The following is a 12,597-nucleotide window of genomic DNA, read 5'->3' on the forward strand; positions in this document are numbered from 1 at the left end:
GCGGGAGCGGCCACCGCCGCTCCCGCACCGGGCCGTACCGTCCGTACCGGTGCGTGTCCGAGCCCGCTGATAGCGTGCCGCTTCCGGACCGATGATCACGAAAGGACGCGGTACGTGCGGGAAGTGACCTGCCATGAGGTGGACGCCCGGCGCTTGGACGAGGCGTCGGAAGACATCGTCGGGCGGGCGGTGGGGCGGTGGCACGGCATGCGCTACGACGACCCGGCCCCGCGGCGCATGCGCGAACTCGCCGGGGAGCTGCTCGACCATGTCGCCGCCCGCACCGGGCAGGGGGCAGCGCTCGACGACGTGGCGCGCTCCGCGCTGCTCACGGCGGCGGAGTGCCGGCTGGGGGAGATGAGCGTCGGCTGCTTCCCCGACGGTGACCAGGAGATCTTCTTCCCGCTGATCGGGGAGAACCTCAGCACCGAGGACATATCCTTCGGCGACGTCGTCGCCTCCTCGCGGGAGCAGGCCCCTTCGGCCCGTACCTGGCTCGACCTCTTCGCGGCCTGTCTCGTCAGCGGCCTCGTGTGGGACTGGCAGCGGGTGACCGGACTGCTGCTGCGGAGCGACTACGCGCCCGCGATCCACCAAGGAGTGCCCTACTCCTCACTCGCCTCGGCATCGACCCCGGCGGACCTCGCCGCGATGGACGCTCTGTGCCTGTATCTGACCGAGGCGCCCGGGCACCAGCCCCGCCACTGGCCCACGGTGACCCTGCGCAAGCCCGATGACGCCGAGCGGGCACAGGCGGCCGCCGCGCTGGACGCCGCGGGCGCGCTGCCCTTCGATCAGCAACTTCTGCGGGTGCTCCTCGACGACCAACAGGCGGCGTTCGAGCAGGCGTTGGCGGAACGGCTCGACGCCTACCGGGAGAGCGTCGGGCCCGCTCCCGCGCCCCGCAGCCTTCTGCCGCTCGACACCCTCGCCCTGGCCGCGCTCGCCGTCCAGGTGCACGGATGGGAACTGGGCGTCCGCTCCGGGTACCTGCCGGCGGAACTGCTGGGCTCCCCGGACGCACTGCGCCGGGCGGCGGAGTCGGAATCCAGCAACTTGGGCCCCTGGTACGCGAAGTAGCCTCCCTGGGCAGGCGGATCGCGCGTCGTTCACACCCTTGAAGTTAGGTTAGCCTAACCAGCGAGCCCCGGTGGTGGATCTTTCCGCCACCGGAGTCGCCCCGCGGCCCCCCGCTTCCGTACGACGTGTCCGCACCACGACCGAAGGTCCTCGCCATGCCGTCTGCCCCCCTCCCGACCCCCGGTGAACCCTCCGTGGAACGTGGAGGGTTGGGCGCGAGGGCCGGTACGCCGTCGAGTCCCGGCGCCGAAGGCGTACGGGGAGGACTCGTCGCGGGCGGTGCGCAGGGACCGGAGCACCTGCGGCCCCTCACCGCCGTCGTCCTGGACGCCTTGGGCGAGGCCGCCCGGGCCCGGGGCGGGCCGCTGCCCGCCGGAGGGCCCGAGGCCGTGGAGCAGAACACGCGCGCCCTCTGCTCCCCGGTCCTGCCGGAGGAGGGCATCGGGCCCGAAGCCGCGCTCGGGGATCTCGTGCGCGCGGTCGCGGAAGGGGCGGCGGACCCGGCCGATCCCGCCTGCGTCGCCCATCTGCACTGCCCGCCGCTCGCCGTGGCCGCCGCGGCGGAGCTGGCGGGGGCGGCCCTCAACCCCTCGATGGACTCCTGGGACCAGGCGCCCGCCGCCGGGGTGATCGAGGAGCTGACCACGGCCGCCCTGGCCCGGCTCGTCCACCCCACGGCCCCCGCCCCCGATGCGCTCATCACCAGCGGCGGCACCGAGTCCAACCTGGTCGCCCTGCTCCTCGCCCGGGAACGGGCGGCAGGCGGTCCGCTGCGTGTGGTGACCGGCACCAACGCCCACCACAGCGTCCACCGCGCCGCCTGGATGCTCGGCCTGCCCGCTCCCACGGTCGTCGCCTGCCACGAGGGCCGGATCGACCCGGCGGCCCTCGACTGTGTGCTGACCGGGCTCGCCGGATCGCCGCTCCTGGTCGTCGCCACCGCCGGGACCACCGACGAAGGGCGCATCGACCCGCTCCCGGAGATCGCCCGCATCGCCGAACGGCACACGGCCCAGCTCCATGTCGATGCCGCGTACGGCGGTCCGCTGCTGTTCAGCGAGCGGCTGGCTCCTCAGCTCGCGGGTCTGGAGCACGCCGCCACCGTCACGTTCGACCTGCACAAACTCGGCTGGCAGCCGGTCGCCGCCGGGGTGCTGGCCGTCGCCGACGCCGCGATGCTCGCCCCGCTGTCCCTGCGCGCCGACTACCTCAACGCCGACGACGACACCGAGGCCGGGCTCCCGGACCTGCTGGGCCGCTCGATCCGCACCACCCGACGCCCCGACGCCCTGAAGATGGCGGTCACCTTCCGGGCCCTCGGGCGCCGGGGACTGGGGAAACTGGTCGAGCACTGTGTGCGGACGGCTGAAGAATTCGGCCGGGCCGTCGACGCGCACCCCCGGCTCCGCCTGCGCCCCGGCGGGATCGGGATCAGCACCGTGCTGTTCCGCCCCGCCGTGGCCGACGCGCTGGGAGACGAGACGGGCGACGCCGTGGTCGCCGCCGTCCGCCGCATCCTGCTCGCCGAGGGGCGCGCCGTCCTCGGCCGGGCGGTGGCGGCGGACGGCGACGGCCGCAGCCGCCTCTGGCTGAAGGCCACCCTGCTGCACCCGGACGCCGCGACGGCCGATCTGCTCCCGCTGTTCGACCTCGTCACGGCGGCGGCGGACCGTGCCCTGCGGGATGCTTCGGCGGCCGAAGGTACCGAGGTTCCCGAGACGGAAAGGCTGTCGCCATGACGTCGACGATGCGCACGACTCGCCCGGGACCGACCCCCGCCGCACCCGCGACCCCCGCCGGAGGAACCCGATGACACCCGGACCGCGCACGCCGCCCCTCGATCTGCTGGGGGTGGGGGCAGGGCCCTTCAATCTTTCCCTCGCCGCACTGGCCGACGGTGTTCCCGGGCTGCGCACCGCCTTTCACGAGCAGCGCGCCGCGTTCCACTGGCACCCGGGGCTGCTCATCGAGGGCGCCACCCTGCAAGTGCCCTTCCTGGCCGACCTGGTGAGCCTCGTCGAGCCCACAAGCCCTTGGTCGTACCTCAATTACATCAAGGTCCGCCGCAGGCTCTTCCCGTTCTACTTCGCCGAGCGCTTCCACATCCACCGCTCGGAGTTCGACAACTACCTGCGCTGGGTCAGCACCGAACTTCCCTCCACCCGCTTCGGCCACCGCGTCGACACGGTCGCCTGGGACCCCGGACAGGGCGCGTTCACCGTGGAGTTCAGCCGGCTCGGCCCCGACGGGGAGACGCTCACGAGCGGGCTGACCCATGCCCGTAACCTCGCCCTCGGTGTCGGCACGGCACCCCATGTCCCCGAACCGCTGCGGAAGCTGGTCCGCGACCCTGCCGCCGTCGTGCTGCACTCGGCGGACTATCTCGCCCAGCGGGACCGGCTGCTGGCCGCCCGCCACATCACCGTCGTCGGCTCGGGCCAGTCGGGCGCCGAGGTCCTGCTGGACCTGCTGCGCTCCCGGCCCGAGGGGGCGGAGGGGCTGACCTGGCTGGCCCGTACGCCGGCCTTCGCGCCCATGGAGTACAGCAAGATCGGCCTGGAGCAGTTCACCCCCGACTACACCCGCTACTTCCACGGCCTTCCGCAGGCCACCCGGGACCGGCTGCTGCCCCGCCAGTGGCAGCTGTACAAGGGCGTCAGCGGGGACACGCTCGGGGACATCCACGACGAGCTGTACCGGCGTAGTCTCGGCGGCGAGTGGCCCGACGTCACGCTCACGCCCGGCATCGAGGTCACCGGTGCCGCCACCACGGGCGCGGGGAGGATCGAACTGAGCGTCGAGCACGGCCAGCAGGAGACGCGGGGCCGACTCGTCACGGACGCCGTCGTGCTCGCCACCGGCTACCGGGAGCGCCCGGTCGACCAGCTGCTCGCGGCCCTCGACCCGTACGTCGTCCGTGACGAGGCGGGGCGTCCACAGGTCGACGCGGCCCAACGGCTCGTGCTCGCACCGGAGATCGCGGGCTCCGTCTTCGTGCAGAACGCCGAACGGCACACGCACGGCGTCGGCACACCGGACCTGGGCCTGGCCGCCTGGCGGTCGGCCGTCATCGTCAACGCGCTGACGGGCAAGGAGTTCTACCCGCTGCCGGAGCGCACGGCCTTCACCACGTTCGGCCTCGGCACGCAGGACCGGGACGGCCGGGACCCTGACGACCGCAGCACGTCGGCACGCCCGGCCGAAGACCGACGCTGACAGAACGCGGCCGGGCCGCACGGGGAGAAGCTCACCGTGCGGCCCGGCCGCGTTCTGTGCACCAGGAGGTCAGCCCTTGCGGGTGTTGATCTCCTCGGTGAGCTGGGGAACGACCGTGAAGAGGTCGCCGACGACGCCGTAGTCGACGAGTTCGAAGATCGGGGCCTCGGCGTCCTTGTTGATCGCGACGATCGTCTTCGAGGTCTGCATCCCCGCCCGGTGCTGGATGGCACCGGAGATACCCGAGGCGATGTACAGCTGCGGCGAGACCGACTTACCCGTCTGCCCGACCTGCGAGGTGTGCGGGTACCAGCCCGCGTCCACCGCCGCACGCGACGCACCCACCGCAGCACCCAGCGAGTCCGCGAGGGCCTCGATCAGCGGGAAGTTCTCCGCACCGTTGACCCCACGGCCACCCGAGACGACGATCGCGGCCTCGGTCAGCTCCGGGCGCCCGGTCGACTCACGCGGCGTCCGCGAGGTCACCTTCGTGCCCGTCGCGCTCTCACCGAACGACACCGTCAGGGCTTCGACCGCACCGGCGGCGGCCGCCGCCTCGACCGGGGCCGAGTTCGGCTTGACCGTGATCACCGGAACACCCCTGGAAACCCGGGACTTGGTGGTGAACGAAGCGGCGAACACCGCCTGCGTCGCCACCGGACCCTCATCCCCGGCCTCCAGGTCGGTGGCATCGGTGATGATGCCGGAGCCGATCCGCAGCGCCAGCCTGGCGGCGATCTCCTTGCCCTCGGCCGAGGACACCACCAGCACCGCCACCGGGGACACCGCCTCGAACGCGGCCTGCAGCGCGTCCACCTTCGGTACCACCAGGTAGTCCGCGAACTCCGCGGCGTCGGAGGTCAGCACCTTCACCGCACCGTGCTCACCCAGCACACCCGCAGTCGCCTCGGCACCCGCACCCAGCGCCACGGCGACCGGGTCACCGATCCGACGCGCCAGCGTCAGCAGCTCCAGCGTGGGCTTACGGACCGCACCATCCACATGATCGACCAGAACCAGAACTTCAGCCATGACAACGCACTCCAGACGAGAAGAAGAGAAAGAGAGGCAGGAAGGGGGGCTCGCTCCGGGCTCCCCGGGCGGTGGGGCCTAGATGAACTTCCGGCCCACGAGGAACTCGGCGAGCTGCTTGCCGCCCTCACCCTCGTCCTTCACGATCGTGCCCGCCGTACGCGCCGGACGCTCGGTCGCCGAATCGACCGCCGTCCACGCACCCGCCAGACCCACCTCGTCCGCGTCCAGCTCCAGATCCTCCAGATCCAGCGACTCCACCGGCTTCTTCTTCGCCGCCATGATCCCCTTGAACGAGGGGTAACGCGCCTCACCGGACTGGTCGGTCACCGACACCACCGCCGGCAGCGACGCCTCAAGCTGCTCGGTCGCCGTGTCACCGTCACGCCGCCCGGTCACCACACCGTCGTTCACCGACACCTCGGACAGCAGCGTCACCTGCGGCACACCCAACCGCTCCGCCAGCAGCGCCGACAGCACACCCATCACACCGTCCGTCGACGCCATCCCGCAGATCACCAGGTCATAACCGGTCTTCTCGACCGCCTTCGCCAGCACCAGCGACGTCCCCATCACATCCGTGCCGTGCAGATCGTCGTCCTCGACGTGAACCGCCTTGTCCGCACCCATCGACAACGCCTTGCGCAACGCGTCCTTGGCATCCTCCGGACCCACCGTCACCACGGTGATCTCCGCATCGTCCGCCTCGTCCGCGATCTGCAACGCCTGCTCGACCGCGTACTCGTCCAGCTCCGACAGCAGACCGTCGACATCCTCACGGTCCAGCGTCAGGTCATCGGCGAAACGCCGGTCACCGGTCGCGTCGGGCACGTACTTCACACAGACAACGATCCTCAAGCTCACGCCGGCTCTCCTGCCTACCTGGGTGTGGTCCCACCTGGGTGTCATTCGTACTGATGAAGAGACTATGGCACTCAGTACCCTCTGTAAAGGTACCCAGTGCCAAAACGCCTCTTCCGGTGCTACGTTTCGCCGCATGAGCGAGGCGCGAGGACCCGAGAAGAAAGCACCCATGCGGGAGGTGCTGGCGCAGGCGGCCTTCCAGCTCTTCCTGGAACGGGGCTTCGAGCGGACGACCGTGGACGACATCGTGGCGCGGGCCGGTGTGGGTCGGCGTTCGTTCTTCCGCTACTTCCCGTCGAAGGAGGACGCGGTCTTCCCGGACCATGAGCGCTGCCTCGCCGAGATGACCGAATTCCTGGCCGCCGCCGACGACAGCGATCCGGTCGGCGCGGTGTCCGACGCCGCGCGCATCGTGCTGCGGATGTACGCGGCCAACCCCGAGTTCTCCGTGCAGCGCTACCGGCTCACCCGGGAGGTGCCCGGACTGCGGACGTACGAACTGTCCGTGGTGCGCCGCTACGAGCAGACCCTCGCCGGTCATCTGCGGAGCCGGTTCGGCGAGGACGGTGACGGGGCGCTGCGGGCCGAGGTGATCGCCGCGTCCGTGGTCGCCGCGCACAACAACGGGCTGCGGCTGTGGCTGCGTTCGGGCGGGGAGGGCGATCCCGAGGTGGCGGTCGACCACGCGCTCGCCCTGGTGCGTGAGGCGTGGGGGCGGCCCGCGGCCTCCGCCGCCCCGGCTGCCCCTGCCGTCACCGAGGTCTCCGCCGCTCCTGTCGTCCCCTTTGCGGTCTCCGGTGGCGGTGACGGTGACGGTGAGGTGGTCGTGATGGTCGCGCGGAAAGGCACCCCGATGTGGCGCGTCGTGCAGCAGATCGAGGCGGCCGTCGGCGAGAACTGAGTACCAATGGGCACTCAGTGCCTTTACTCTCCGGCACTGAGTGCCATATGGTGCGGACGCGCCGGCAGTGCAGGTGCGGCGCGTCCGAGTCGAGCGCAGGGGGTCGAGCCGTGTCCCAGACAGGAATGGGTACCGTCCAGAAGGCGCACGAGGAGTGCGGCCTTGCCTACCACCGGTGCCGCTGGTGCGGCACCGCCTCCTTCCGGCGGCTGCTGTGCCCGGTGTGCGCGTCCAGCGAACTGGAGCCCGAACGCACCACCGGTCACGGCGTGGTCGTCCGGACCGCCGTGATCCACCGCTACACCGACGCGGCGCGCAACGAGTCCCTGGTCCGGTTCTCCGAAGGGTTCGTCTTCCGCTGCCGGATCGTGGGGGCGGCCCCGCACCTGGTGGCGGTCGGGGCACGCGTCCGGCCCGTCTCCGGGGACGAGCCGGAGACGGGCGAGGTGGTGCTGGAGCTCTGCGAGCCGCCCGCCGCACGGCAGGACTGGATCTGATCGGACCCGGCCGCCGCGTGGGCGGTCAGCCGAGCCGGTTGACCAGTTCGGCGGCCAACGGGGCGGACGAGGCGGGGTTCTGACCGGTGATCAGATTCCGGTCGGTGATGATGAACGGCGCCCAGGGCTCACCCTCCTGGAACTCCGCGCCCGCCGCCACCAGCCGGTCCTGGAGCAGCCACTTGGCCTTCTCCGCGAGGCCTGCCTGGGTCTCCTCGGTGTTGGTGAAGCCGGTCAGCCGGTACCCGGCGAACGCGTTGGCGCCGTCGGGGCCGGTCGCGGCCAGCAGCGCCGCCGGACCGTGGCAGACCACGCCCAGCGGCTTGCCCGAGGCGAGGGCGGCGGTGAGCAGCCGGCCGGAGGACTCGTTCACCGCGAGGTCCTCCATCGGGCCATGGCCGCCGGGGTAGAACACCGCGTCGTACCCGTCCAGGTCCACGTCCTCCAGCGCGACGGGCCGCCGCAGCTCCTCGAACGCGTCCAGCGCGGCCGCGACCCGGTCGGCGCCCTCCTGGCCGCCGTTGAACTCGGGCGCCAGGCTGCCGCGGTCCACGGTCGGGACGACGCCGCCCGGGGTGGCGACGACCACCTCGTGACCGGAGGCGGTGAGGGTCTCGTACGGGGTCACGGCCTCCTCGGCCCAGAAACCCGTGGGGTGCTTCGTGCCGTCCGCCAGGGTCCAGTGGTCCGCGCCGGTCACCACGAAAAGGATCTTTGCCATGTCGTACGTCTCCGTAGATCGAGAGGGTTCTCGGGGGATCGTGAAGTGCTGACCTGTGTGACGGTAGGCCGGATCCTCCATAGGTTTCCAATAGGCTGGCAGCTATGAGAAATAAGGATCCCGATGGGTTCGCCGGGCTGGGCCGTCCGGCGGACGCACCCCCGGGTCCGGCCGATCTGAATCTGCTGCGGACCTTTCTCGCCGTGCACCGGTCGGGGTCCTTCACCGCCGCCGCCCGCCTGCTCGGCCTCTCCCAGCCGACCGTCACCGCCCAGATGCGCTCCCTGGAGCGGCAGGTGGGCCGGGAGCTGTTCGAGCGGCTGCCGCGCGGGGTCGCCCCCTCGCCGTACGCGGACGAGCTGGCGGCCCGCGTCGTCGCCCCGCTGGACGCCCTGGCCCAGGTCACGGGCGATACGGTCCCGGCCGGGGGACGCCCGGCCGATCCCGTCCATCTGGCGGGCCCCGCCGAGCTGATGTGCCTGCGGGTGCTGCCCGCGCTGGCCCCGCTCGTCGCGGACGGGCTGCTGCTGCGCGCCGCGACCGGGCTCACCGATCCGCTCCTGGACGAGCTGCGTGCGGGCCGCCACGACCTGGTCGTCGCGACCGCCCGGCCGCGCGGCCGGGCGCTGTCCGCGGTGCCGTTGATGGATGAGGAGTTCGTGCTGACGGCCGCCCCGGGCTGGGCCGCCCGGACCGGGGGACCGGAGAACCTCGCCGCCCGGGGGCCGGGTGCGCTGCACGGCCTGCCCCTGGTGACGTACGCCGAGGACCTGCCCATCGCCCGCCGCTACTGGCGCCACGTCTTCGGCCGCCGCCTCGACTGCCGGGCCGCCGTCACCGTGCCCGACCTGCGCGGGGTGCTCGCCGCCGTGATGGCCGGGGCGGGCTTCTCGGTGCTGCCGCGCTATCTCTGCGCGGACGAGCTGGCCTCGGGCGCCCTCGTCGAGCTGTGCGCCCCCGAGGACCCGCCGATCAACACCGCGTACCTCGTGCAGCGCCCCGGTTCCGCCGTCAACCCTCAGGTGGCCCGGGTGCGCGATCTGCTGATCGAGGCCGCCCGCGCGTGGTGAGCGGCGGTCGCTCCCCGGCTTGCCGCTCTCCGGACTGCCCCGCCCCGGCCCCGGTGCGCGGTGGCCTGTCGGCGACGGCGAAGAGTGCGTGCAGCAGGACGGCCGTCAGGGTTCCCGCGACGACCCCGGACCCCAGGAGCGTACGGATCCAGCCGGGGAAACCGTCGTAGAGCGTGGGGGCGACGATCGGCAGGAGCCCCACGGCCAGCGCCGGCGCCGCGATCATCGAGTGGCCCCGCTCGGCCAGTTCGGACCGGGCGAGCATCTGGACGCCCATCACGGCGATGACCGCGTACACGACCAGCGCGGATCCCCCGACCACGGCGGGCGGCAGGCCGGCGACCGCACGCGAGAGCGGGGAGAGCAGCCCCACGGCGACGAGGAGGCCACCGGCGGCCGCCGTCACGAAGCGGCTGCGGACCCCGGTCAGCCGGCTGATCCCGATGTTCTCGGAGCTGGTCACCATCAGCGAAGCCCCCAGCGTCCCGGCGAAGAGCGACATCAGCGCGTCGGCGCGGGCGACCCTCGGCACGTCCCGGCCGGGGTCGGGTTTCCGTCCCGAGGTCTCGCTGTTCAGGACGGTCTGGCCGGTGATCTCGGCGAGCGTGCTGAGGCTGAAGACCAGCAGGGGCAGCGCGGCGAGGACGTCGAAGCGCGGTGCTCCGTACGGGAAGAGCGCCGGGAGCGAGAAGCCGCTGCCCGGGGCCGGGCTGAAGGTGCCGAGCCCGCCGACCACCGCGATCGCCGTGCCCGCCACCATGCCGATGAGCACCGCGCTCTGCCGCCACACACCTCGCAGGAAGAGATACGCGGCCAGCGTGCCCGCCACCGTGGCACCCGCCAGGACGACCGAGCCCCGCGCCGTCTCCCCGGTCGGACCGGTGATCAGCTGCGCGGCCACCCGGACCATGGCGATCCCGATCAGCAGCACCGTCACGCCCATCACCAGCGGCGGGAAGAGCCGCACGATCCGGCCGTACAGCGGAACCACGGCCAGCAGCAGAGCGGCTGCCAGGAGCACCGAGCCGCCGGCCACGGCCGGACCGTGATCGGCGGAGATCTGGATGAACAGCGCGGTGGCGGCCCCGCCCGGCAGCATGACGAACGGCAGCCGCGCCCCGACGTTCCCGACGCCGAGCGACTGGAGCAGCGATCCGGCCCCGCACAGGACGAGCACCGCGCTGAGCACCGAAGCCGTCTCCGCCGGGCTCAGACGCAGGGCGGTGGCCGTGAGGAAGACGGTCGACACGGGAGCGGCGGCCATCGCCAGGACGTGCTGGAGCGCCAGCGGAACCAGCCGCCCGACGGGGACCCGTTCGTCGACGGGCGCGATCGGCGCCGTCACCGTCCGGCCTCCAGCCAGGGCAGCTCGTCGGCGGCGTACCGGTAGGCCCGGAACACCGCGTTCGGCTCGGCCGGGAACAGGCCGCGCACCTCGGCCTCCTCGTAGCCGCCGAAGTACGGGACGACGTACTCCCACACCAGGAGCCCGTCGGCGGTGACCTCGAAGAGCCGTCCGGCGGGGGAGTCGGTCACCAACGTGTTGCCGTTCGGGAGGCGTTGGGCCGACCCCATGAACGGTGCGAAGAAGGACTCGCGGGCGGGATCGTGGTACTCCCACGCGATGGTCCCGGCCCGGTCGATCTCGATCACGCGCGAGTACGGCACGTCGTGCCCCGGGCGGAAGACGCCGTTGTCGAAGACGAGAAAGTTGCCGTCTCGCAGCTCGGTGGGATGGTGCTGCTGCGAGACGGTGCCGGGCGCCGTGCGCCACAGGATCCCGCCCGTCGCGCGGCTGATCACGACGACCGCCGAGACGCTGCGCAGGCTCGCCAGGATGTTCCCGTCCGCGAGCGGCGTGACCGAGTTGATCAGCGGCCAGTGCTCCCGCGCGTAGTCCGGGTGCAGGGCGAACGCCTCCCGGTCGAGGTGATCGGCCGCGCGCCACGACCACACCTCCTTCCCCTCGGCGTCGACCTCCTTGATCGTGTCCGCCCACACGGTCCCGCCCGCCGCCTCCGATCCGGGCACCCCGCCGCTTACCCCGGCCGCCTCCGTGCCCGAGAGAGGCTCCAGCGCGGTGTACAGGACTCCGCCGTCGTCCAGGTGGTGCGCGTCGTGGTGCTGGAGCGGGTCGCGGTGCTCGCGCAGGACCGTGCCGTCGGGGGCGTACACGCCGAGGACCCCGCCGCGGTACTTGTGCCACATCGGGAAGAGCGCCTTCTCGCCGGGCAGGACGCCGTTGTACGCGAGATTCCCGCCGGGGAGGATCCGGGCGTGCCGGCCCGGGCGGTAGGGCAGCCGCCAGGTGTGCACCTCCTCGCCGCGCAGATCGATCAGATGGACCGCGCCGCCGCCGGTGAGCGGGGCGAAGAGCGTGTAGCCCGCGAAGGCCCGTTCGGCGTCGAGAGCGATGAGACCGGTGCCGCGGCGGCGGCGCTGATTCTGGTCGACGGTGGACACAACAACCTCGCTTCAGGGGATCAAAGTTTCTTTGATGGGATCGAACTCCTTTGAAGCTAGGGGTGGAGTGTGTCAGCGGTGTGACGGGCGTACGAAACCTCCCGCGCCCCTGCGTAAGGTGGCTGCCCCCGGGGAGGAGACACGATCATGAGCGACACGCGGCCGGACGGCGACGGGCGGGCGGGGTCCGGTGAGCCGGGCGCCGGACTCGGGAACGCCGTGCGCCGGCGGCGGCGCGCCCTCGATCTGACGCTGGCCGCGGTCGCCGAACGCAGCGGACTCTCGGTGCCCTTCCTCAGCCAGATCGAGAACGAGCGCGCCCGGCCCAGCATGCGGTCCCTCCAGCGCATCGCCGACGGCCTGCGGACGACAGCGGTCGAACTCCTCGCCGCCTCCAGCGCCGCGGACCGGTCCGTCGACGTCGTCCGCGCCAAGGACGACTCGGGTCTCGCCACCGATACGGGGGTGCGCCCGCTGGTCCGGGGCAGCCACCAGATGCATGCGCTGGAGTTCACCGGAGCCCAGCACGCGGACCGCGAATTCCTGCACGGGAACGATGAGTTGATGTACGTCGCGGACGGCGCCGCCGAGGTCGAGGCGGACGGCCGCACCTTCCGTCTGGAGCGCGGCGACACGCTCTACCTCACCGGCGGGGTGCGGCACCGGTGGCGTGCGGCCGGCCCCGACACCCGTGTCCTCCTGGTCTCGGTCGCCGGCCACGGGCCCGGAAGCTGAGGACCGCGGCATGAGGGG

12 protein-coding genes are annotated in these 12,597 nt (G+C 72.3%); 7 read left to right on the forward strand and 5 right to left on the reverse strand.

The window, feature by feature from the left end; genetic code table 11:
- Window positions 1-114: 114 nt before the first annotated feature.
- The 3 genes from WQO_RS29260 to WQO_RS29270 all read left to right on the forward strand — a co-directional run bounded on the left by WQO_RS29260 (window position 115) and on the right by WQO_RS29270 (window position 4,296).
- The gene (locus tag WQO_RS29260; protein ID WP_010064021.1) at window positions 115-1,080 is read left to right on the forward strand and encodes an Imm49 family immunity protein; all 966 of its coding nucleotides are present in this window, start codon (window positions 115-117) and stop codon (window positions 1,078-1,080) included.
- Window positions 1,081-1,235: 155 nt separating this feature from the next.
- Window positions 1,236-2,819 carry a pyridoxal phosphate-dependent decarboxylase family protein gene (locus WQO_RS29265; protein ID WP_237274180.1) on the forward strand — a complete coding sequence of 528 codons (1,584 nt, stop codon included), beginning with the start codon at window positions 1,236-1,238 and terminating at the stop codon, window positions 2,817-2,819.
- A 70-nt stretch (window positions 2,820-2,889) separates the two neighbouring features.
- On the forward strand, window positions 2,890-4,296 hold the full coding sequence (locus WQO_RS29270; RefSeq protein ID WP_058954140.1) for a lysine N(6)-hydroxylase/L-ornithine N(5)-oxygenase family protein: 1,407 nt from the start codon (window positions 2,890-2,892) through the stop codon (window positions 4,294-4,296).
- Between the two features lie 69 nt (window positions 4,297-4,365).
- On the opposite strand, the gene WQO_RS29275 is transcribed toward WQO_RS29270, so the two are convergent.
- Together WQO_RS29275 and WQO_RS29280 are read right to left on the reverse strand one after the other, a co-directional pair.
- Window positions 4,366-5,328, reverse strand: a complete 963-nt coding sequence (locus WQO_RS29275; protein WP_058953850.1) for an electron transfer flavoprotein subunit alpha/FixB family protein — start codon at window positions 5,326-5,328, stop codon at window positions 4,366-4,368.
- Between the two features lie 78 nt (window positions 5,329-5,406).
- The gene (locus WQO_RS29280; RefSeq protein ID WP_058954141.1) at window positions 5,407-6,192 is read right to left on the reverse strand and encodes an electron transfer flavoprotein subunit beta/FixA family protein; all 786 of its coding nucleotides are present in this window, start codon (window positions 6,190-6,192) and stop codon (window positions 5,407-5,409) included.
- 169 nt (window positions 6,193-6,361) lie between these two features.
- Here WQO_RS29280 and WQO_RS29285 point away from each other — a divergent pair, with 169 nt between their 5' ends.
- Both WQO_RS29285 and WQO_RS29290 read left to right on the forward strand, forming a co-directional pair.
- Window positions 6,362-7,093: a TetR family transcriptional regulator gene (locus WQO_RS29285; protein ID WP_010056748.1), complete on the forward strand. Its 732-nt coding sequence runs from the start codon at window positions 6,362-6,364 to the stop codon at window positions 7,091-7,093.
- A 125-nt stretch (window positions 7,094-7,218) separates the two neighbouring features.
- Window positions 7,219-7,590: a Zn-ribbon domain-containing OB-fold protein gene (locus tag WQO_RS29290; RefSeq protein ID WP_010056749.1), complete on the forward strand. Its 372-nt coding sequence runs from the start codon at window positions 7,219-7,221 to the stop codon at window positions 7,588-7,590.
- A gap of 25 nt (window positions 7,591-7,615) precedes the next feature.
- On the opposite strand, the gene WQO_RS29295 is transcribed toward WQO_RS29290, so the two are convergent.
- Window positions 7,616-8,311 carry a type 1 glutamine amidotransferase domain-containing protein gene (locus tag WQO_RS29295; RefSeq protein ID WP_010056750.1) on the reverse strand — a complete coding sequence of 232 codons (696 nt, stop codon included), beginning with the start codon at window positions 8,309-8,311 and terminating at the stop codon, window positions 7,616-7,618.
- 104 nt (window positions 8,312-8,415) lie between these two features.
- On the opposite strand from WQO_RS29295, the gene WQO_RS29300 reads away from it, so the two are divergent.
- The gene (locus WQO_RS29300) at window positions 8,416-9,381 is read left to right on the forward strand and encodes a LysR family transcriptional regulator (protein WP_010056751.1); all 966 of its coding nucleotides are present in this window, start codon (window positions 8,416-8,418) and stop codon (window positions 9,379-9,381) included.
- On the opposite strand, the gene WQO_RS29305 is transcribed toward WQO_RS29300, so the two are convergent.
- On the reverse strand, window positions 9,323-10,726 hold the full coding sequence (locus WQO_RS29305; RefSeq protein ID WP_010056752.1) for a uracil-xanthine permease family protein: 1,404 nt from the start codon (window positions 10,724-10,726) through the stop codon (window positions 9,323-9,325). The two genes, WQO_RS29300 and WQO_RS29305, sit on opposite strands and share 59 nt — an antisense overlap.
- On the reverse strand, window positions 10,723-11,844 hold the full coding sequence (locus WQO_RS29310) for an arylsulfotransferase family protein (RefSeq protein ID WP_010056754.1): 1,122 nt from the start codon (window positions 11,842-11,844) through the stop codon (window positions 10,723-10,725). The genes WQO_RS29305 and WQO_RS29310 overlap by 4 nt, the downstream gene beginning before the upstream one ends.
- A gap of 147 nt (window positions 11,845-11,991) precedes the next feature.
- Here WQO_RS29310 and WQO_RS29315 point away from each other — a divergent pair, with 147 nt between their 5' ends.
- Window positions 11,992-12,579 carry a helix-turn-helix domain-containing protein gene (locus tag WQO_RS29315; protein WP_010056757.1) on the forward strand — a complete coding sequence of 196 codons (588 nt, stop codon included), beginning with the start codon at window positions 11,992-11,994 and terminating at the stop codon, window positions 12,577-12,579.
- Window positions 12,580-12,597 lie beyond the last annotated feature (18 nt).

It is taken from the genome of Streptomyces globisporus C-1027, from assembly GCF_000261345.2.
Lineage (GTDB): Bacteria > Actinomycetota > Actinomycetes > Streptomycetales > Streptomycetaceae > Streptomyces > Streptomyces pakalii.